The 19,626-nt window shown below is 71.1% G+C and carries 20 protein-coding genes and 1 tRNA gene; 13 read left to right on the forward strand and 8 right to left on the reverse strand.

Going from position 1 to position 19,626, the window contains the following annotated elements; genetic code table 11:
• The first annotated feature begins 92 nt into the window (after nucleotides 1-92).
• Both OOK07_RS28785 and OOK07_RS28790 read left to right on the forward strand, forming a co-directional pair.
• Entirely contained in the window at nucleotides 93-1,913 is a 1,821-nt protein-coding gene (locus OOK07_RS28785; RefSeq protein ID WP_266684625.1) for a tetratricopeptide repeat protein, read from the forward strand.
• 65 nt (nucleotides 1,914-1,978) lie between these two features.
• Nucleotides 1,979-2,052, forward strand: a tRNA-Met gene (locus OOK07_RS28790).
• A gap of 147 nt (nucleotides 2,053-2,199) precedes the next feature.
• Here the strand turns inward: OOK07_RS28790 and OOK07_RS28795 are convergent.
• The 3 genes from OOK07_RS28795 to hisN form a co-directional block, all read right to left on the reverse strand.
• Nucleotides 2,200-2,616 (reverse strand): Fur family transcriptional regulator, encoded by a 417-nt coding sequence (locus tag OOK07_RS28795; protein WP_266799333.1) that lies wholly within the window; start codon nucleotides 2,614-2,616, stop codon nucleotides 2,200-2,202.
• 118 nt (nucleotides 2,617-2,734) lie between these two features.
• The gene (locus OOK07_RS28800) at nucleotides 2,735-3,127 is read right to left on the reverse strand and encodes a CBS domain-containing protein (RefSeq protein WP_266684628.1); all 393 of its coding nucleotides are present in this window, start codon (nucleotides 3,125-3,127) and stop codon (nucleotides 2,735-2,737) included.
• Between the two features lie 145 nt (nucleotides 3,128-3,272).
• Nucleotides 3,273-4,073, reverse strand: coding sequence for a histidinol-phosphatase (gene hisN, locus OOK07_RS28805; RefSeq protein WP_266684630.1), 801 nt, complete (start codon nucleotides 4,071-4,073; stop codon nucleotides 3,273-3,275).
• Nucleotides 4,074-4,248: 175 nt separating this feature from the next.
• On the opposite strand from hisN, the gene OOK07_RS28810 reads away from it, so the two are divergent.
• Nucleotides 4,249-4,860, forward strand: coding sequence for a TetR/AcrR family transcriptional regulator (locus OOK07_RS28810; RefSeq protein WP_266684632.1), 612 nt, complete (start codon nucleotides 4,249-4,251; stop codon nucleotides 4,858-4,860).
• Nucleotides 4,861-4,864: 4 nt separating this feature from the next.
• Here the strand turns inward: OOK07_RS28810 and OOK07_RS28815 are convergent, their stop codons facing one another.
• The 4 genes from OOK07_RS28815 to OOK07_RS28830 form a co-directional block, all read right to left on the reverse strand.
• On the reverse strand, nucleotides 4,865-5,188 hold the full coding sequence (locus OOK07_RS28815; protein WP_266521263.1) for a DMT family transporter: 324 nt from the start codon (nucleotides 5,186-5,188) through the stop codon (nucleotides 4,865-4,867).
• Between the two features lie 76 nt (nucleotides 5,189-5,264).
• The gene (gene rsgA, locus OOK07_RS28820) at nucleotides 5,265-6,275 is read right to left on the reverse strand and encodes a ribosome small subunit-dependent GTPase A (RefSeq protein WP_266799335.1); all 1,011 of its coding nucleotides are present in this window, start codon (nucleotides 6,273-6,275) and stop codon (nucleotides 5,265-5,267) included.
• Between the two features lie 11 nt (nucleotides 6,276-6,286).
• Entirely contained in the window at nucleotides 6,287-7,603 is a 1,317-nt protein-coding gene (aroA, locus tag OOK07_RS28825) for a 3-phosphoshikimate 1-carboxyvinyltransferase (protein WP_266799336.1), read from the reverse strand.
• 126 nt (nucleotides 7,604-7,729) lie between these two features.
• On the reverse strand, nucleotides 7,730-8,449 hold the full coding sequence (locus OOK07_RS28830) for a M50 family metallopeptidase (protein WP_266684637.1): 720 nt from the start codon (nucleotides 8,447-8,449) through the stop codon (nucleotides 7,730-7,732).
• A 104-nt stretch (nucleotides 8,450-8,553) separates the two neighbouring features.
• Here OOK07_RS28830 and OOK07_RS28835 point away from each other — a divergent pair, with 104 nt between their 5' ends.
• The 10 genes from OOK07_RS28835 to OOK07_RS28880 all read left to right on the forward strand — a co-directional run bounded on the left by OOK07_RS28835 (nucleotide 8,554) and on the right by OOK07_RS28880 (nucleotide 18,571).
• The gene (locus tag OOK07_RS28835; RefSeq protein ID WP_266799338.1) at nucleotides 8,554-9,369 is read left to right on the forward strand and encodes an SOS response-associated peptidase; all 816 of its coding nucleotides are present in this window, start codon (nucleotides 8,554-8,556) and stop codon (nucleotides 9,367-9,369) included.
• A gap of 1 nt (nucleotide 9,370) precedes the next feature.
• A complete protein-coding gene (locus OOK07_RS28840) occupies nucleotides 9,371-10,000 on the forward strand; it encodes an alpha/beta hydrolase family protein (RefSeq protein WP_266799340.1) in 630 nt (209 codons plus the stop codon).
• 258 nt (nucleotides 10,001-10,258) lie between these two features.
• On the forward strand, nucleotides 10,259-10,942 hold the full coding sequence (sigR, locus tag OOK07_RS28845) for an RNA polymerase sigma factor SigR (RefSeq protein WP_266684643.1): 684 nt from the start codon (nucleotides 10,259-10,261) through the stop codon (nucleotides 10,940-10,942).
• Nucleotides 10,939-11,241 (forward strand): mycothiol system anti-sigma-R factor, encoded by a 303-nt coding sequence (rsrA, locus tag OOK07_RS28850; RefSeq protein WP_266684645.1) that lies wholly within the window; start codon nucleotides 10,939-10,941, stop codon nucleotides 11,239-11,241. The genes sigR and rsrA overlap by 4 nt, the downstream gene beginning before the upstream one ends.
• A 131-nt stretch (nucleotides 11,242-11,372) precedes the next feature.
• Nucleotides 11,373-12,683 (forward strand): HD-GYP domain-containing protein, encoded by a 1,311-nt coding sequence (locus OOK07_RS28855; protein ID WP_266684647.1) that lies wholly within the window; start codon nucleotides 11,373-11,375, stop codon nucleotides 12,681-12,683.
• On the forward strand, nucleotides 12,680-13,969 hold the full coding sequence (locus OOK07_RS28860; RefSeq protein ID WP_266684649.1) for an HD-GYP domain-containing protein: 1,290 nt from the start codon (nucleotides 12,680-12,682) through the stop codon (nucleotides 13,967-13,969). Before OOK07_RS28855 ends, OOK07_RS28860 begins: the two co-directional genes overlap by 4 nt.
• Nucleotides 13,970-14,112: 143 nt before the next feature.
• Complete coding sequence (locus OOK07_RS28865) at nucleotides 14,113-15,093, forward strand: tetratricopeptide repeat protein (RefSeq protein WP_266684651.1); 981 nt, start codon at nucleotides 14,113-14,115, stop codon at nucleotides 15,091-15,093.
• A 75-nt stretch (nucleotides 15,094-15,168) separates the two neighbouring features.
• The gene (gene def, locus OOK07_RS28870) at nucleotides 15,169-15,819 is read left to right on the forward strand and encodes a peptide deformylase (protein WP_266684652.1); all 651 of its coding nucleotides are present in this window, start codon (nucleotides 15,169-15,171) and stop codon (nucleotides 15,817-15,819) included.
• A 299-nt stretch (nucleotides 15,820-16,118) separates the two neighbouring features.
• Nucleotides 16,119-17,198, forward strand: a complete 1,080-nt coding sequence (gene cyc1 / locus OOK07_RS28875; RefSeq protein WP_406313375.1) for an epi-isozizaene synthase — start codon at nucleotides 16,119-16,121, stop codon at nucleotides 17,196-17,198.
• Complete coding sequence (locus OOK07_RS28880; RefSeq protein WP_266799342.1) at nucleotides 17,195-18,571, forward strand: bifunctional albaflavenone monooxygenase/terpene synthase; 1,377 nt, start codon at nucleotides 17,195-17,197, stop codon at nucleotides 18,569-18,571. The genes cyc1 and OOK07_RS28880 overlap by 4 nt, the downstream gene beginning before the upstream one ends.
• A gap of 3 nt (nucleotides 18,572-18,574) precedes the next feature.
• Here the strand turns inward: OOK07_RS28880 and OOK07_RS28885 are convergent, their stop codons facing one another.
• Nucleotides 18,575-19,537, reverse strand: coding sequence for a GlxA family transcriptional regulator (locus OOK07_RS28885; protein WP_266799344.1), 963 nt, complete (start codon nucleotides 19,535-19,537; stop codon nucleotides 18,575-18,577).
• Nucleotides 19,538-19,626: the final 89 nt, after the last annotated feature.

Raw genomic sequence — 19,626 nt, forward strand, 5'->3', positions numbered from 1 at the left:
ACTTGTCTCTCTGTGGGCATGTCGACAAAACGCTGAAGTGACCTCACTGGCTGCGGTATACCAGGTGTACCCAGGTTGCAGGTGGTGCGACGATGGACGTTATGGGGGACAAGGCAACTCTGTTCGAGACAGGGCGATTTGTGCAGCCTTCCGAACCCGTCGAAGCGGGGGAGGTGGCTGAGGAGGCCGTCGAGGAAGTTCGTCAGCGGCTCGCCGCCGAGGCCGGCGATGTCGAGGCGATGAGCGTCCTCGGGGCCATGCTGCTGCGCCGCGGTGATCTCGACGGAGCCGAGCACCATCTGCGTGCCGCCACCGCCGCGGGCGACCGCGCCGCCGCCAACAATCTCGGAGTTCTTCTTCATCAGCGCGGATACGCCGACGAGGCCGCCGGCTGGTGGCGGATCGCCGCCGTCGCCGGGTCCGCAGCGGCCGCGCACGCCCTGGGCCGGTACCACCGCGAGCGCGGCGACGAGCCCGCCGCCGAGTACTGGCTGCGCCAGTCCGCCGAACAGGGGCACGCCCTGGGCGCCTACGCGCTCGCGGATCTGCTGGAGCACCGTGGGGACGCCGCAGCCGGGGACTGGATGCGGGCCGCGGCGGAGCGCGGGCACCGGGAGGCGGCGTACCGGCTGGCGCGTGCGCTTGACCGCAAGGCCGTGTGCGAGGGCGAGAGCGGCGCTGACAACGGTGTCGCACTGCTGGCCGAGGCCGAGCAGTTCTACCGGCAGGCCGCCGCGCGCGGGCACCGGCGGGCCGCGCTGCACCTCGGGGCGATCCTCGAGAAGCGCGGTGAGCTCAAGGAGGCCGGGCGCTGGTATCTGACGTCTGCCAAGGACGGCGAGGCGCGGGCCGCCTGCGCGCTCGGCTTCCTGCTGCGAGACGCCGGGGACACCGAGAGCGCCGCCGTGTGGTGGCTGAGGGCCGCGCAGGACGGCGACGGCAACGCCGCCAACGCGCTCGGCGCGCTGCACGCCGAGCGCGGGCAGACCCAGACCGCCGAGCGCTGGTACCGGGCGGCCATGGACGCCGGGGACGACAACGGCGCGTACAACCTCGGGCTGCTCTGCGCCGAGCAGGGACGCACCGCACAGGCCGAGCAGTGGTACCGCCGCGCCGCCTACGCCGGGCACCGCGAAGCGGCGAACGCGCTGGCGATCCTGCTGCTGCAGGGCGGCGACACGGCGGGCGCTGAGCCGTGGTTCTCCAAGGCCGCCGAGGCCGGGAGTGTGGACGCCGCGTTCAACCTGGGCATCCTGCACGCCGGGCGCGGCACCGAGGAGGACGCGGGCGTCGCACTGCGGTGGTACGAGCGTGCCGCGGCCGCCGGGCACACGGAGGCGGCGCTGCAGGTCGGCATGGCCCGGCTGCGGGACGGCGACGAGCAGGCGGCCGAGCGGCACCTGCGGTGCGCGGCGGGCGGCGGCAGCGCGGAGGCCGCGTACCGGCTGGCGACCGTGCTGGACGCCCGGCGGCCGCCCGCGCCCGCACACGAGCTGGGGGAGCCCGCGCACGAGAAGACCGAGTGCGAGGAGTGGTACGAGCGCGCGGCGTCCCAGGGGCACCGGCGGGCGCAGGTGCGGGTCGGCATGATGGCCGCGGCCCGGGGTGACGTGGTGCAGGCGGCCCGGTGGTACCGCGCGGCCGCCGAGGCCGGCTCCCGCAACGGCGCCTTCAACCTGGGCCTGCTGCTGGCCCGGGAGGGCAGCGAGCCCGAGGCGGCGGTGTGGTGGACCCGGGCCGCCGACGCAGGCCACGGACGGGCCGCGCTCCGGCTGGCCCTGGTCTACGCGCGTCAGGGCGAGCTTGCGGAGGGGCAGCGCTGGGCGGACCGGGCGGTGAGGCTGGGGCCGGCGGCGGTGTCCGAGCGGGCGGCCCGGCTGCGGGACGCGCTGCGGGAGGAGTTGTCGGCGTGACGCAGGGGGCTGCCGTGAACGATTTGCGTTTGTCGTCACCGCTGACGTAATGTTGCATTCATCGCCGCGGGGTGGAGCAGCTCGGTAGCTCGCTGGGCTCATAACCCAGAGGTCGCAGGTTCAAATCCTGTCCCCGCTACTGAAGGCCGAGGGCCGGAATCCAGAAATGGATTCCGGCCCTCGGTGTTTCTGCGCTCACAGGACGTGACCGGCAGGCCAGGAAGCCTGTATTCAGCGCAAAGCCCCGGCATCCTCAAGGGAATGCCGGGGCTTTTGGCGCAGGCCGCTAGGCCGCCGCGCAGTTCGGACAGATGCCGCGGTACGTCACCTCGACGTCCGAGACGGTGAAACCGAAGCGCTCCGTGTTGGGGAGGTCGGCGAGCGGGTTGCCGCTCGGGTGGACGTCGCGGATCGCGCCGCACTGGGCGCAGACCAGGTGGTGGTGGGGCCGGTGCGCGTTCGGGTCGTACCGCTTGGCGCGCTTGTCCGTGGAGACTTCGAGCACCTCGCCGAGGGAGACCAGCTCGCCCAAGGTGTTGTAGACGGTCGCCCGGGAGATCTCGGGCAGCTTGGCGACGGCCCGGGAGTGGACCTCGTCGGCCGTCAGGTGGACGTGCTCGCCGTCGAGAACCTCGGCCACGACGCGCCGCTGCGCGGTCATTCGCCATCCGCGTCCGCGCAGTCGTTGTAGAAGGTCGCTCATGAAGCCCAGCCTAACAGCAGGGGGACCATTTTCCGAACAGGTGTGAATTTGGATCTCATCTCAACTTGGAATGATTCCAAATCCGGTCCCGGGCCTCCGGTCCCGACCACCTGCGCGCTCAGGCGGGCACGTGCTGTCGTGCGGGTGCCCAGCAGCGGATGATGTCGCGGACCGAGACGATGCCGGCGGGCTCGCCGCGGTCGAGGACGATGAGGTGGCGGAAACCGCCGTGGGCCATGGCGCGGGCCGCCTCCTCCAGCGTCCAGGACGGGGCGGCGAAGACGACGTCGTTGGTGGTGTGGTCGTGGGCGCGCTCCGTGTCGGGGCTCTGGCCGAGGCCGACGGAGTTGAGGATGTCGCGTTCGGTGAGGATGCCGATGCCGCCGGCGTCAGGGTCGAGAACGATGGCCGCGCCGACGCGGCGGGCGGACATCAGGGCGGCGGCCTGACGGAGGGTGTGGGCGGGGCCGATGGTCAGGACCACCGTGCTCATGGCGTCGCGGACGAGCATGACTGGAGCCACCTCCAAGGGAATCCGATGGTTCAAGGATTCACAAGTTCACAAGTGGGGGGACTCTCAGAGTTGCAGGTAAAGCGCGGGTCAACAAGAGGGCGCGTGCGGCCAGTTCAGGGCGTGCGGGGTCACCTCGTGCTGCTCAGTAGCGCTCGTTGAGATACCCCAGGAACTCGTCGTGCAGCAGGCCGTTCGACGCGGCCGCGTTGCCGCTGTGCGGGCCCGGGCGGCCGTCGAGGCCGGTGAAGGTGCCGCCGGCCTCGGTGACGATGATCGCGTTGGCGGCCATGTCCCACAGGGAGAGTTCCGGCTCGGCGCAGATGTCGACCGCGCCCTCGGCGACCAGCATGTAGGGCCAGAAGTCCCCGTACGCGCGCGTGCGCCACACCTCGCGGGTCAGGTCCAGGAACCCGCCCAGCCGGCCCTGGTCCTCCCAGCCGGTCAGGGAGGAGTACGCGAACGAGGCGTCCGACAGCTTCGCGACCCCGGAGACCTGCAGGCGGGAGGCCGAGGAGAGGCTGCGGCCGGTGAAGGCGCCGTGGCCCTTCGCGGCCCACCAGCGGCGGCCCAGCGCCGGGGCGGACACGACGCCCACGACGGGCTGGAAGCCGGTCTCGCCCGCCTCCATCAGGGAGATCAGCGTGGCCCACACCGGGACGCCGCGTACGTAGTTCTTGGTGCCGTCGATCGGGTCGACCACCCAGCGGCGGGGACCGGTGCCCTCCAGGCCGTACTCCTCACCGAGGACCGCGTCGCGCGGGCGGCCGCGCTGGAGCTGGCCGCGGATGAGCTCTTCCGCCGCCTTGTCCGCATCGCTCACCGGGGTCATGTCCGGCTTCGTCTCGACCTTGAGGTCGAGGGCCTTGAAGCGGGACATCGTTGCCGCGTCGGCGGCGTCCGCGAGGACGTGAGCGAAGCGGAGGTCGTCGTGGTAGTCCGGCATGGAACGAACGCTATCTGCCGTGGTCGGGATGGGGCTACCGGGCCTTGCTCACGGTTTGGCGGCACATTGCGGGCACGCGGCGGCCCAAGGGCGCCCCCGCGTGCGCCCGCGAACCCTTGACAGTGCCGCCGGGCGCGTCAAATCTGGGCGCAGAGCCGCTCGGCCCAGGGAGGCGATGATGCCTGCAGCGCGGGAATCCCTGCTGGACGCCGCGTACACGGCGCTGGCCCGCCGACCGTGGTCCACCGTGCGGATGGTGGACGTCGCGGCGGTGGCCGGAGTGTCCCGGCAGACCCTCTACAACGAGTTCGGCAGCAAGGAGGGGCTCGCCCGGGCACTCGTGAGAAGGGAGGCGGACACCTACCTCGCCGGGGTCGAACGGGCGCTCGCCACCCACAGTGACGCCCGCGAGCGGCTGGCCGCGACCGCCGAGTGGACCGCGTCCACGGCCCGCGGCAACGCGATCGTGCGGGCCATGCTCACCGGCTGCTGGAGCGAGCGGCTGCCCGCGCCGACGCTGTCCGCGGTGCCGTCCTCCTCTGCGGTGCCCGCGCAGCGGCGGGCGGACGGGCCGCTGCCGTCGCCGGGCGACTTCGTGGCGATGGTGCGCGACCGGGCCGTGGCCGTGCTCGCGGGACCCGGCCCGGCCAGGCCGGACACGGCGGAACTCGCCAGGTCCTGCGAGCTGGTCGTCCGCCTCGCGCTGTCCTGCGTGGCGGCCCCGCCGGGCGAGGGCGGGGTGGCGGATCTCGTACGGGCCGCGCTGCACCGCCAGTTGACCGCCTGACGGGTCAGTGCGCCGAGCCCGACAGCTGCAGGCCGATCACGCCCACGATGACGAAGCTGATCGAGACGAGCTTCAGGGTCGACACCAGGTCGCCCAGGAAGATCATGCCGTAGATGGCGGTGCCGGCCGCGCCGATGCCCGTCCACACGGCGTAGGCGGGGCCCACGTCCAGCTTTTTCAGGGAGAGGGTGAGCAGGCCGAAACTGCCCAGGGCGAAGACGCAGAACGCGATCGTCGGCCACAGCCGGGTGAAACCGTGGGAGAGCTTGAGGCACACGGCGAAGCCGGTCTCGAGTATTCCGGCCACGACGACCAGCAGCCACGCCATGTGGTGTCCTCCCGTATGTCCGGCTCGGTGCGATTATGCACTTGCCGGACTCGCGTCCCCACAAACAACGCGGAGGTCAGTCGCCTTCCTTGCGCTCCCTCGTCGCCAGCAGCCGCCGCAGCGAGTAGAGCCGGGCCGGGTCCGCGTGCCCCGCGGCCACCCACTCGTCCAGCGCGCAGTCCGGCTCGTCGTGGCTGCACGCGCGCGGGCAGCCCTCGGTGCCCGCTTCCAGGTCCGGGAAGGCGTTGATGACGCGGGACGGGTCGATGTGGGCGAGCCCGAAGGAACGAATGCCCGGGGTGTCGACCACCCAGCCGTCGTCGCCGGCCAGCGGAAGGGCCAGCGCCGAGGTCGTGGTGTGGCGGCCGCGGCCCGTCACCGCGTTGACATGGCCCGTCAGACGGCGGCGGTCCTCGGGGACCAGCGCGTTCACCAGGGTCGTCTTGCCGACGCCCGAGTGGCCGACGAACGCGGTGATCCTGCCGTCCAGTTGCTCGCGCACCGAAGCGACCGCGTCCCCGCTCTCCAGTTCATCGCGGCTGGTGACGACATACGGGATGCCGAGGTCGCCGTACAGCTCCAGGAGCTTGTCGGGCGGGGCGAGGTCCGACTTGGTCATGACCAGGAGCGGGGTCAGGCCGCCGTCGTACGCCGCGACCAGGCAGCGGTCGATGAGGCGCGGGCGGGGCTCCGGGTCGGCGAGGGCCGTGACGATCGCGAGCTGGTCGGCGTTGGCGACGACGACGCGCTCGTACGGGTCGTCGTCGTCCGCGGTGCGGCGCAGCACCGACGTGCGTTCCCCGATGCGGACGATGCGCGCGAGGGTGTCCTTCGTGCCGGACAGGTCACCGACCAGGGCCACCCGGTCGCCGACGATCGCCGCCTTGCGGCCCAGTTCGCGGGCCTTCATCGCCATGACGATCCGGTCGTCGACCAGGATGGTCAGCCGGCCGCGGTCGACGGTGAGGACCATGCCCTCGGCCGCGTCCTCGTGCTTGGGGCGGATGTGCGTACGCGGCCGGTTGCCCTTGCGGTTCGGGCGGGAGCGGATGTCGTCCTCGTCGGTGTGCTTGCCGTAGCGGCGCATGGCGTGAGTCCCTACGCCCCGAGCATCCCGGTCCACATATCGGGGAAGTCCGGCAGGGTCTTCGCCGTTGTCGCCACGTCCTCGATCTGCACGCCTTCCACCGCGAGGCCGATGATCGCGCCTGCCGTCGCCATGCGGTGGTCCTCGTACGTGTGGAAGATCCCGCCGTGCAGGCGGCGCGGGCGGATGTGCAGGCCGTCGGCGGTCTCGGTGACGTCACCGCCGAGTTCGTTGATCTCCTTGGTGAGCGCGGCCAGGCGGTCCGTCTCGTGCAGCCGCAGATGGGCCACGCCCCGCAGGGTGGAGGGGGAGTCCGCGAGGGCCGCGACCGCCGCGATGCCCGGGGTCAGCTCGCCGACCTCGCCCAGGTCCACGTCGATACCGTGGATCGCACCCGTACCGGTGAACTCAAGGCCGTATTCGGTCAGTTCGCAGGAACCGCCCATGTCGGTGAAGATCTCCCTCAGCCTGTCGCCGGGCTGCGTGGTGCGGGCCGGCCAGTCGGGTACGACGACCCTGCCGCCCGTCACCAGGGCCGCCGCCAGAAACGGCTGCGCGTTGGACAGGTCCGGCTCGATGGTGAGGTCCCGGCCGAGCAGCGCGCCCGGCGTCACCCGCCACACGTTCGGCTCGCCGCCCGACTCCGGCGTGTCCACCTGCGCGCCGACCGCGCGCAGCATGTCGACGGTCATGCGGATGTGCGGGAGGGAGGGAAGGGAGGAGCCGATGTGGCGGACCTCCACGCCCTGGTTGAAGCGCGGGCCGGACAGGAGCAGGGCCGACACGAACTGGGACGACGAGGACGCGTCGATCTCCACCGGGCCGCCGTCCAGCGCCCCGCCCCCGTGGACCGTCAGCGGCAGCGTGCCGCGGCCGTCGTCGTCGATCCGGGCGCCGAGCACGCGCAGCGCGTCGATCACGCCGGTCAGGGGGCGCTCGTACGACCTCGGGTCGCCGTCGAAGCGGATGGGGCCGTCGGCGAGCGCGGCGACCGGGGGCAGGAAGCGCATCACCGTGCCGGCGTTGCCCACGTCGACTGTGGCCGGGCCTTGTAGGCCCGTGGGCAGCACCCGCCAGGTCTCGCCCGTGCCGTCCGGGCCCACGCCCTCCTCGATGCCGACGCCCATCGCGCGCAGGGCGCCCGCCATCAGCAGTGTGTCCCGGGAACGCAGGGGGCGGCGCAGCCAGCCGGGTTCCGAGGCGAGGGCGGCGAGCACGAGGGCGCGGTTGGTGACGGACTTGGACCCCGGCACGTGGACCGTCGCGTCGACGGCCCCGCTCGCGTGGGGGGCGGGCCAGAGAGCGGTGGATGCGGGGTTCGGGGCCATGGCCCCACTTTATAAGCAGGCGGTCGGTCGAGTGCCGCGCCGTGAGGCCGGTCGCGTCCCGCGCGGCCGACCCGCTCGTCGGCGCCGCCCCACCCCCTTGCGACCCGCGGCCCCCTCGGGCCCCGCTCACACCTCCAGCAGCCACCTGCCTCCGCCTATCAGCGAACACAGCGACACCGCGTGGAAAAGAAAGAGCCACAACCCGGCCGGTACGTGGGTCAGTCGCGAGAGTTGGTCCGCGTCCGAGTCGCGCGCGCCGCCCCGTGACCTCTTCGCCTGGAGTTCGAAGGCCGGGCGTACTCCGCCCACCAGCAGGAACCAGACCACCGCGTACGCGAACGCCGCCTGGACCTGGGGGCCGGCCAGCCAGGACACCAGCAGGAACGTGCCGCCGGTGACGACGACCGTCAGGGCGCCGTACGCGTTGCGGATCATCACCAGCATCGCCACCAGCAGGACCGTCGCCAGCCACAGCAGCAGCGTGATGTGACCGGCGGCCAGCAGCGCGGCGCCGCCGAGACCGAGCAACGGGGGAGCGGTGTAGCCGGCGGCCGCGGTGAGAACCATGCCGAGGCCGTGCGGCTTGCCGCGGCTGACGGTGAGGCCGCTGGTGTCGGAGTGCAGGCGTATGCCCGTGAGCTGCCGGCCGGTGAGCAGAGCGATCAGGCCGTGGCCGCCCTCGTGGGCGATGGTGATCGTGTTGCGCGCGACGCGCCAGACGCCGTGCGGGACGGTCACGGCGACGGCGGCGACGAGGGTCGCGAGCACCACCCAGAGGTCGGGGTCGGGCTGGGTGCCGAAGACCCGGTCCCAGAGGGAGGCGAGCGAGGATGCGGTGCTGTCCATGGGTGGCGGTGGCTCCCGTTGGTCGGCAGAAGGGGCTGGCGGCGCAGCGTCATCGTGTGCGGGGTGGTGGCAGGGCGACGGGCGGGCCTGGCAGTGTGGCACGTATGTGCGGACGGTATGCAGCGAGTCGTGGGCCCGAGGATCTCGCAGGAATCTTTGAGATCGAGAAGTGGGAGCCGGAGGAGACTCTGGCCCCCGACTACAACGTGGCCCCCACCAAGGAGGTGTACGCCGTCCTCGACCGCCCTGTTAAGGACGTGGCGGACCCTCGGCCGGTTCGCCAGCTGCGGAAGCTCAAGTGGGGCCTCGTTCCGTCCTGGTCGAAGACCCCCGAGGGCGGCGCCCGGATGATCAACGCCCGCGCGGAGACCGTTCACGAGAAGCCGTCGTACAAGCGGGCGTTCATGTCGAGGCGCTGCATCATTCCCGCCGACGGCTACTACGAGTGGGTCACCGGCACGCAGGAGCGGGACCTGGAGGTCGAGGGGAAGAAGAAGCGGCCGCGCAAGCAGCCGTACTTCGTGCTGCCCGCCGACGGTTCGGTCTTCGCGATGGCCGGGCTGTACGAGTTCTGGCGGGACAAGACCCTCCCGGACGACCACCCGCAGGCCTGGTGGGTGACCTGTTCCGTCATCACCACGGAGGCGGAGGCGACCCCCCTTGCGGTGGCCCCGGCCGAGGGCCCGCACGCGCTCGCCGACATCCACCCCCGGATGCCGCTGATGCTCACCCCGGACCGCTGGGACACCTGGCTGGACCCCTCCCGCACCGAACTCGACGACCTGCGCACCCTGCTGGAGGCGCCGCCCGCCGGCCTGATGCGCGCCTACCCCGTGTCCACGGCCGTCAGCAACGTCCGCAACAACGGACCGGAGCTGCTGAAGGAGCTGGAGGGGCCCGAGGAGGGCACACTCTTCTGATGTGACGACCGAGATCATTGGTACGGATGCGGGGGACGCCCGCATCACCTGGCACCGGGCGACGAAGGCGCGGCTCGTGCTGGCCGTCAGCCATGGTGCGGGCGGCGGCATCGAGGCGCGGGACCTGCGGGCGCTGGCCCAGGTCCTGCCGGGCCACGGTGTGAGCGTCGCCCTCGTGGAGCAGCCCTGGCGGGTGGCCGGCAAGAAGGTGGCACCCGCGCCCCGGACGCTCGACGTCGGGTGGCGCGGGATCTGGCCGGCGCTGGCCGGGCCCGGGCTGCCGGTGATCTCGGGCGGGCGCAGTGCGGGCGCCCGGGTCGCCTGCCGGACCGCCACCGAACTCGGCGCCCATGCCGTGCTCGCCCTCAGCTTTCCGCTCCACCCGCCGGGACGGCCGGAGAAGTCCCGGGCCGGGGAACTGCTCGGGGCCGGGGTGCCCACCCTCGTCGTCCAGGGAGGCAACGACCCGTTCGGGAAGCCGGACGAGTTCCCCCACGGTGTATACGAACTGGTCGAGGTGCCGTACGGCGATCACGGGTTCGCCGTGCCCAAGCGGGCGCAGACCAGCCAGGAGGAGGCCGTGGCGATCATCACGGACGCGGTCGTGAAGTGGGCCGGATCACTGGGGTAAAGGCTCGGGAATGTTGCGGACGGGCCCTGGCGTTGAGCCGGACAGAAGTGCTGAACCACCAGCACCGACGTCGTGGGAGAGGAAGTCCGCCGCATGGGTTCGACCGTATGTCCGAGCCGCAGCAGCCGCACTGACCTGGACTGGACGGTGCTGTCTGCGGCCAAGACCACCCCTATTCGAGGGGCGGCGGGGACGGGTCGTCGTCTATCCTCCGATTCTGGTGGTACCGGTCTCGGTGCTGCCCGCAATCTTGAGGAGGTGGGTCCGGTCACTGGGATCGACGCAGGGACCGACAACGGCCAGGCGGAGCTGCCCGAGGGCCAGGGCGTCAGCGCGGAGTCGACCTCGGAGCGCAGTGCGCGCTTCGAGCGGGACGCGCTCGAATTCCTCGACCAGATGTACTCGGCCGCGCTGCGCATGACGCGCAACCCCGCCGACGCGGAGGACCTGGTGCAGGAGACGTACGCGAAGGCGTACGCGTCCTTCCACCAGTTCCGTGAGGGCACCAACCTCAAGGCGTGGCTGTACCGGATCCTCACGAACACGTTCATCAACTCGTACCGCAAGAAGCAGCGTGAACCCCAGCGCTCGGCGGCCGAGGAGATCGAGGACTGGCAGCTCGCCCGTGCCGAGTCGCACATGTCGACCGGTCTGCGCTCCGCCGAGTCGCAGGCGCTCGACCACCTGCCCGACTCGGACGTGAAGGCAGCCCTCCAGGCGATCCCCGAGGAATTCCGCATCGCCGTCTACCTCGCCGACGTCGAGGGCTTTGCGTACAAGGAGATCGCGGACATCATGGGGACACCCATCGGTACGGTGATGTCCCGGCTGCACCGGGGCCGCCGTCAACTGCGCGGCATGCTCGAGGACTACGCCCGTGAGCGCGGACTGGTCCCGGCCGGCGCGGGAGAGTCGAACGAAGCGAAAGGCTCGGGCTCATGAGCTGCGGAGAGCCGCACGAGACGGACTGCAGTGAGGTCCTCGACCATCTCTACGAGTTCCTCGACAGCGAGATGCCGGACGTCGACCGCGACAAGTTCAGGCAGCACTTCACGGAGTGCTCACCGTGCCTCGAGAAGTACGGCCTGGAGCAGGCCGTGAAGAAGCTGGTCAAGCGGTGCTGCGGGCATGACGACGTGCCGAGCGACCTGCGCGCCAAGGTCATGGGGCGGCTCGACCTGATCCGCTCCGGGCAGGCCGTCCCCGAGCACGACGTCACCGCGACCCCGCAGGAGTCCTGACCCCACCGGACCCGTCCGGGAACGGGCTGTCGTCACTCGTACGTGCTAATCCGCGGTTCATAAGCCCGCGAACTCCCCTGATGCCGTCCTAGGCTCCTCAGCCAGAGCTGGCCGGCCGGGGGAGGGGCGCGATGGAGGCGGTTCCGGCACGGGCACGCGCGTACATCGCCTGCGCGGCCCTCGGCGCCCTGTTCTGTGTGCTCCCACTGCCCGGCACACGTACGCCCTGGTGGGCGATCGCCCTGCTCGCCGTGCTGTACGCCGCCTGCGAGCAGGCGGCCGCGCGATGGCGCTTTGCCGGAACGTTCTACCCCGTCCTGCTCGCCGCCGCCTTCCTGCTGCCGCCGCCCGCCGCCGCCCTGGTCGCGCTGCCGGGTGCGCTGCTCTCCCGGGTCGACCGGCGGCCGCGCCGCCTGCGGCGGGCCTGGCGGGCGGCTCAGCTGGTCCTCGGCGTGTGGGCCGCGAGCCGGGTGCACTGGGCGCTGGGCGGCCGGGACGCGGTCGTCGCCAGCGAGTTCCCGTACGCGCTGGTGCCCGCCGGTGCCGCGGTGCTCGCGTTCTGCCTGGTGCTGACCGCCCTGGACGGCGGGATCCGCGCACTGGCGGACCGTCTGCCGGTACGACACGCCTGGCGGGGCCTGCTCGTACGATCCCTCGCGCCCGTCGCCGTGCACGGGCTCGCCGGGCTGATGATGGCCGTCCTGTGGCGCAGCCCGTACGGGCCCGTCGCCGCCCTGCTCGTCCTGCTGCCGATGTGCGTGTCCTGGTGGGTCTTCGCGCAGTACCACCGCGAGCGCGCCGCCCATCAGGCGACGATCCGCGCGCTCGTCCAGGCCGTCGACATCAAGGACGAGTACACGCGCGGCCACAGCGAACGGGTCGGCCAGGCCTCGATGATGATCGCCCGTGAACTCGGCATGGACGACGAGCGCGTCGAGGTGCTGAGGTTCGCCGGAATCCTGCACGACGTGGGCAAACTCGGCGTCCCCACACGGCTGTTGCGCAAGGACGGCCCGCTCACCCCCGAGGAACGGCGGGTGATCGAGCTGCATCCGGAGTACGGGCACGAGATGGTGCGCGGCATCGGCTTCCTCGGCGAGGCCCGGGCCGCCGTACTCCACCATCACGAGCGGCTGGACGGCAGCGGCTACCCGTACGGACTGAGGGGAGCCCAGATCCCAGAATCGGCACGGGTGGTGGCCGTGGCGGACGCTTTCGACGCGATGACGTCCACACGCTCCTACCGGCGGTCCCGGCCCGTGCCGGCCGCTCTGCAGGAGCTGGAGCGGTGCGCGGGCTCGCAGTTCGACCCGCGGATGGTCACGGCACTGATGCGGGCGCTGGGCAGGAACGGCTGGCATCCCGCGGTCACCGCGCAGGAGCAGCCACGCCCGCCCGCACCGGCCACGCCCGTCCCCGCCCGCCCGAGAACCCACCGATGAGTGCCCCACCACCCCTGACGGCCCTCATCCACGGCTGCGCCGCCCTCCTCGCCGTCGGCTGTCTCGCCGTCACCCGCGTGGGCGGCCTGCAGGAGCGCCCCACCGCGCTCGCCTTCGGCCTGCTCGTCACCGTCGGCGAGCTCCACCGGTGGACCGGCGCCCGGGTCAGGGAGGCCGCGCCGCTCGGGGCCGCCGGAGCCCTCTCGTACGCCCTGCTCGGAGGGGACGCCGGGCAGCCCACCCACCACGGTGCCGCCCAGGTCGTCGCTGTCGTCCTCGGCGCCGCCCTGATCGGCAGCGTGCCGCACATCGCGCGCGGACAGGGACCCGTGCTCGACCATCTCGCGCGGCGCGTGCTCACCGTCGCGTTCGCCGCCGCCTGCTTCCAGCCCCTGTACGACCGGGGGACGTTCGGACAGTGGAGCGGTCCCGCGTACGCGCTGCTGCTGCTCGCGATCCTCGGCCTCACCGCGCTGTGCGACGCCGTGCTCGCCGCCGCTCTCGCGCACTCCCGGACCCGCTGGCCCTTCGGGCCGCTCCTGCGGGACGAACTGCACGCCCTCCTCGGCATCGGCTCGGCCGTGTGCGCCACGGGCGCGGTGATGGCGCTCGCTGTCGCCGTCGTCGGGCTGTGGGCGCTGCCCGTGTTCTCGCTCCCGCTGCTGCTGACCCAGCTGTCCCTGCGCCGGTACGCCGCCGTGCGGACCACCTACCGGCAGACCATCACCTCCCTCGCCCGGGCCACCGAGATCGCCGGGTACACCCCCGCCGGGCACGCCCTGCGCGTGGCGACCCTCAGCCGCGCCGTCGGGCGGGACCTGGGGCTCACCCGGCCCGCGCTGACCGTTCTGGAGTACGCGGCCCTGATGCACGACATCGGGCAGCTCAGCCTTCTCGACCCGGTGCCGGCCGGCGCCACCGCCGTGCTGCCCGCGCCCGAGCAGCGCCGGATCGCCCTGCTGGGCGGCGCCGTCGTACGCCAGACCGGGGTGGACGCGGCGGTCGCCGTGGTCGTCGAGCGGCAGGCCGACCCCTACCGGGAGCAGCCGGTCGCCGCGCGGATCGTGCGGGCCGTCAACGCCTACGAGGAGAAGGCACGCGACGCCGGGCCCGGTGGCCCCCTGACGGCGCTGGAGGAGCTGCGGCTGGCCACCGCGGAGGACTACGCGCCCGAGGTGGTGGAGTCGCTGGCCCGGGTCCTCGCCCAGTCCGGGGGGTGGCGCGGCGGGGGTGCCGCCCAGGCGTTCGGCTCCGGGGGAGCTTCGGTGGAGGGTCGTGGCGGGTGACGGGCAGGCTGTCTGACCCTGCCCGCACCTGGGTAACCCATGGGTAATGAGCGCCCTTCCAGCCGTACGTGGTTGGATGCGAATGAGAGGGTGTGTCCGGGGGCAGCACTAGCCAGCCCACTCCACGGAACTGGCAGGGAATCGTGAGGATCTTCGGCAAGGGACGGCACCGGCCCTCCGCCTCCTGGCGGCAGGCCACCGATCGGGCCTTCACACTGATCGGGGACGGCCGGTACGAGGACGCGGGCGCGTTGCTGACACGTGCCGCCGATCTGGAGCCCTGGCTGTCCGAGTCCTGGTTCAACCTCGCCCTGCTGCACAAGTTCCGGCACGACTGGGAGCAGGCCCGTGCGGCGGGCCTGAGGGCTGTCGCACTGCTCGACCGGGAGAGCGGGGCGCCCGACTGGTGGAACGTCGGCATCGCGGCCACCGCCCTGCAGGACTGGCCGCTCGCCCGGCGGGCCTGGCAGGCGTACGGGCTGCGGGTACCGGGCACGGCCACCGCGTCCGGGGAGCCCCTCGGGATGGACCTCGGCAGCGCCGCCGTACGGCTGTCCCCGGAGGGGGAGGCCGAGGTGGTGTGGGGGCGGCGGCTGGACCCCGCCCGTATCGAGGTGCTGTCGATCCCCCTGCCGTCCTCCGGGCGGCGCTGGGGCGAGGTCGTGCTGCACGACGGGGTGCCGCACGGCGAGCGGACCACGGCGGCCGGCCACTCCTACCCCGTCTTCGACGAGATCGAGCTGTGGGCGCCGTCGCCCGTGCCGACCTGGGTGGTGCTGCTTGAGGCGGCCACCGAGGCCGACCGGGACGCGCTGGAGCAGCTGGCCGCGGACGCGGGCTTCGCCGCCGAGGACTGGTCGTCCTCCGTGCGGCTGCTGTGCCGTATGTGCTCCGAGTCGCAGATGCCGTCCGACGAGGGTGACGGAGAGCACCTGGATCCGCACGACCACAGTGAGCCGGGACACCCCGGGCCGCTCGGGCACCGGACCGACGGGCAGCTGTGGGTACCCGAGCGGGAGTGCGGCGTCGCCGCCCCGGCCTCGCTGGTGCGGGGCCTGCTCGACGGGTGGGTTGCCGACAGCCCGGACTCGAGGGACTGGCGGGACCTCGAAGAGGTCTGCTGACCAGACCTCCCTTCAAAACTCCCCTTAGGCTGTAGTCGCAGAATTCTCATGGTTGCAGGAAGGCATACGTCGGTCATGGCGCAGCAGGACACCGATCAGCAGCACGCGGGCGTGCTCCCCGTGGACGACGAGGGCTTCGTCATCGACACCGAGGAGGCCGAGGAGCGGGAGCAGGCCTGGCGGGAGGCCGGGACGTCGCGGCCCATCACGGTCGTCGGGAACCCGGTGCTGCACAAGGAGTGCAGGGACGTCACCGACTTCGGGGAGGAGCTGCAGCAGCTGGTCGCGGACATGTTCGCCAGCCAGCGCACCGCCGAGGGCGTGGGCCTGGCCGCCAACCAGATCGGCGTCGACCTGAAGGTCTTCGTCTACGACTGCGGTGACGACGAGGGCGCGCGGCACGTGGGCGTCATCTGCAACCCCAAAGTGGTCGACCTGCCCGCCGAGCGGCGCCGCCTGGACGACAGCAACGAGGGCTGCCTGTCGGTGCCCACCGCGTACGCGCCGCTCGCCCGTCCGGACTACGCCGAGGTGACCGGGCAGGACGAGAAGGGCAACCCGGTCAGGGTTCGCGGCACCGGCTACTTCGCCCGGTGTTTGCAGCACGAGACCGACCACCTGTACGGCTACCTGTACATCGACCGCCTGTCCAAGCGCGAGCGCAAGGACGCGCTGCGGCAGATGGCCGAGAACGAGCCCCGCTACCCCGTGGTGGCGAACGACTGAGGTCTCACGACCCTCACCACCGATCACAACTCCCATACGCACGGCGCCTGTTCACGTCCACCTCCCTGACCAGGCGCCGTTCGTGTGTCCGTCGCACGCTCGATCGGATGTGTGCCGGTAGCGATCCATATTCAGTCACACAAGGGGAGATTCTCGGCATGTTGGGGTAGTGAGTGGAGCAAATCCGTTCCCAGAACGGTCAGTTGTAGTGCTGAATGGGATGTGCGGGGATACGCAACGGCGCACGCCCGGCATCGCGGGAGGCGCGTGCGCAACTGGCGGCTGAGAGGGGTTTGTTCGTGCCTGTTTTCTCACGCAGCACCACAGCGACTGCGATCGCGGTCCCACCGTCACTCTCACTTCCAGTGATCGAGGCAGCGTTTCCCCGACAACTGCATCCGTATTGGCCTCGATTGCAGGACAAGACACGCACCTGGCTGCTGGAGAAACGGCTCATGCCGGCGGACAAGGTGGAGGAATATGCCGACCGACTTTGCTACACCGATCTCATGGCGGGGTACTACCTCGGCGCCCCGGACGAGGTCCTCCAGGCGATCGCGGACTACAGCGCGTGGTTCTTCGTCTGGGACGACCGCCATGACCGCGACATCGTGTTCGGCCGGCCGGCCGCCTGGCGACGGCTCAGGTTCAGCCTGCACAAGGCTCTTGACTCACCCGAGCACCACCGGCATCACGAGGACCCCCTGGTCGGGGCGTTCGCGGACAGCATGGTGCGTCTGTACTCGTTCCTGCCTCAGTCCTGGAACGCCCGATTCGCCCGGCACTTCCACGCGGTGATCGAGGCGTACGACCGGGAGTTCCGCAACCGCACCGAAGGGATCATCCCCACGGTCGAGGAATACCTCGCACTGCGCCGCCTCACTTTCGCGCACTGGATCTGGACCGATCTGCTGGAGCCGAGTGCGGGCTGTGAACTCCCGGACTTCGTGCGCAAGCACCCGGCATATCGACGCGCGGCGCTGCTGAGCCAGGAATTCGCCGCGTGGTACAACGACCTCTGCTCGCTTCCCAAGGAAATCGCGGGCGACGAGGTGCACAATCTCGGAATCAGTCTCATCAAACACCAGGGGCTGACCCTTGAAGAAGCCGTCGCCGAAATGAAGAGGCGCGTCGAGAAATGCATCTCCGAATTCCTTGTCGCCGAACGCGGCGCCTTACGGTTCGCCGACAGCCTCGCCGACGGCACCGTGCGCGGAAAAGAACTCAGTGCCGCCGTGAGTGCCTGCGTCCGCAATATGCGGAACTGGTTCTCGACCGTCTACTGGTTCCACCACGAGTCCGGCCGTTACATGGTCGACAGCTGGGACGACCGGTCCACGCCCCCGTACGTCAACAACGAAGCGGCAGGTGAGAAATGACCGTCGAGTCTGTGAAGCCCGAACCGCAGATATATGCGGAATCGGAACTGCGTGAGCCGCCCCTCGCCGGCGGCGCGGTGCCGGTCCTCGGCCACGGCCTGAAGCTGGTGCGCGACCCGCTCGCCTTCATGTCCGGACTGCGCGAGCACGGCGACGTCGTACGGCTCAAGCTCGGCCCCAAGACGGTGTACGCGCCCACCACTCCGGAGCTGACCGGGGCCCTGGCGCTCAACCCCGACTTCAAGATCGACGGCCCGCTGTGGGAGTCCCTGGAAGGGCTGCTCGGCAAGGAGGGCGTCGCGACCGCCAACGGCCCCCGCCACCGGCGTCAACGGCGCACCATCCAGCCCGCGTTCCGGCTCGACGCGATCCCCGCGTACGGTCCGATCATGGAGGAGGAGGCGCATGCGCTGACCGAGCGCTGGCAGTCCGGCGAGACGATCGACTGCACCTCCGAGTCCTTCCGTGTCGCCGTGCGCATCGCGGCCCGCTGTCTGCTGCGCGGCGACTACATGGACGAGCGGGCCGAGCGGCTGTGCGTCGCCCTCGCCACCGTCTTCCGCGGGATGTACCGGCGCATGGTGGTCCCGCTCGGACCGCTGTACAAGCTGCCGCTGCCGCCCAACCGCAAATTCAACCGGGCGCTGGCCGATTTGCATCTCCTCGTCGATGAGATCGTCGCCGAACGCCGCGCATCTAGTCAAAAGCCGGACGATTTGCTGACGGCATTGCTGGAGGCGAAGGACGAGAATGGCGACCCCATCGGGGAACAGGAGATCCACGACCAGGTCGTCGCGATTGTCACCCCCGGCAGCGAAACCGTCGCGTCCACGATCATGTGGCTGCTGCAGGTCCTCGCGGAACACCCGGAACACGCCGACAGGGTGCACGACGAAGTCGAATCGGTCACCGGCGGCCGACCGGTTGCATTCGAGGACGTCCGCAAGCTCAGGCACACCAACAATGTCGTGGTCGAGGCCATGCGTTTGCGGCCAGCCGTATGGATATTGACCCGGCGGGCGGTGACCGACACGGAACTCGGTGGCTATCGCATTCCGGCCGGGGCCGACATCGTCTACAGCCCGTACGCGATCCAGCGCGATCCGAAGTCGTACACCGGCAACCTGGAGTTCGACCCCGACCGCTGGCTTCCCGAGCGGGTCAAGGACGTGCCGAAACACGCCATGAGTCCGTTCAGCACGGGTAATCGCAAATGCCCCAGCGACCACTTCTCGATGGCCCAGCTGTCCCTGATCACGGCGGCGGTGGCGAGCAGGTACCGCTTCGAGCAGGTGGCCGGGTCCGACGACCGGACCCGCGTGGGCATCACGCTGCGCCCGCAGAAGCTGCTGCTGAAGCCGGTGCCGAGGTGAGGGTCAGGCCGCTTCCGGTCCTCTGAACGTGCGGCGGTAGGCATTCGGGGTGGTCCCGATCGCCTGGACGAACTGGTGACGCAGCGCGGCCGCGTTGCCGAACCCCGTTCGGCCGGCGATCGAGTCCACCGTCTCGTCCGTCGCCTCCAGCAACCGCTGGGCCTGCAGCACGCGTTGGCGCAGGATCCAGCGGTAGGGAGTGGTTCCCGTCTCCTGCTGGAAGCGGCGGGCGAAGGTGCGCGGTGACATGTGCGCGCGCTCGGCCAGCTGCTCGACGGTGACCTCCTCGTCGAGGTGCCGCTCCATCCACACCAGCACCTCGGCGACCGTGTCGGCGTGCGAGCGGGGCAGCGGGCGCTCGATGTACTGCGCCTGCCCGCCGTCCCGGTGCGGCGGCACCACCATGCGCCGGGCGATCTTGTTGGCGACGTCCGGGCCCTGCTCCTTGCGCACGATGTGCAGGCAGGCGTCGATGCCGGCGGCGGTGCCCGCGGAGGTGATCACCGGGTCCTCGTCGACGTACAGGACGTCGGGCTCGACGGTCAGGCGCGGGTACGCCAGCGCCAGCTGGTCCGCGTCGTGCCAGTGCACGGCGCAGCGCCGGCCGTCCAGCAGCCCGGCCGCGGCGAGCACGAAGACACCGGAGCAGACGCTGAGGACCCGGGCCCCGCGCTCGGCACCGCGCCGCAGCGCCTTGAGCAGCTCGGGCGGAAACTCCCTGGTCCCGTAGCAGGCGCCGGCCGGTACCGCGATGAGGTCGGCCTCCTCCAGCCGCTCCAGGCCGTGCTCGACCTGCATGGAGAAGCCTGCCCTCGTGCTCAGCACCGGCCCCTCGGCCGAGGCGACCGCGAAGTCGTACACGGGCAGTCCGTCGTCACTGCGGTCGGTGCCGAACACCTCGCACACGACGGCCAGCTCGAAGGGATTCACGCCGTCCAGCACGACGGCGGCAACGTTGTGCAGCATCTCTCCACTATGCCTCGACATTGGCAGCATTTCGAGGGTCTACGGCAGTCCTGCCACTGTTTGTAAGGAGTGAACGGGACGACAGTGGT

Origin of the sequence: Streptomyces sp. NBC_00078, assembly GCF_026343335.1 — a bacterium.
In the GTDB taxonomy this organism is placed as follows: domain Bacteria; phylum Actinomycetota; class Actinomycetes; order Streptomycetales; family Streptomycetaceae; genus Streptomyces.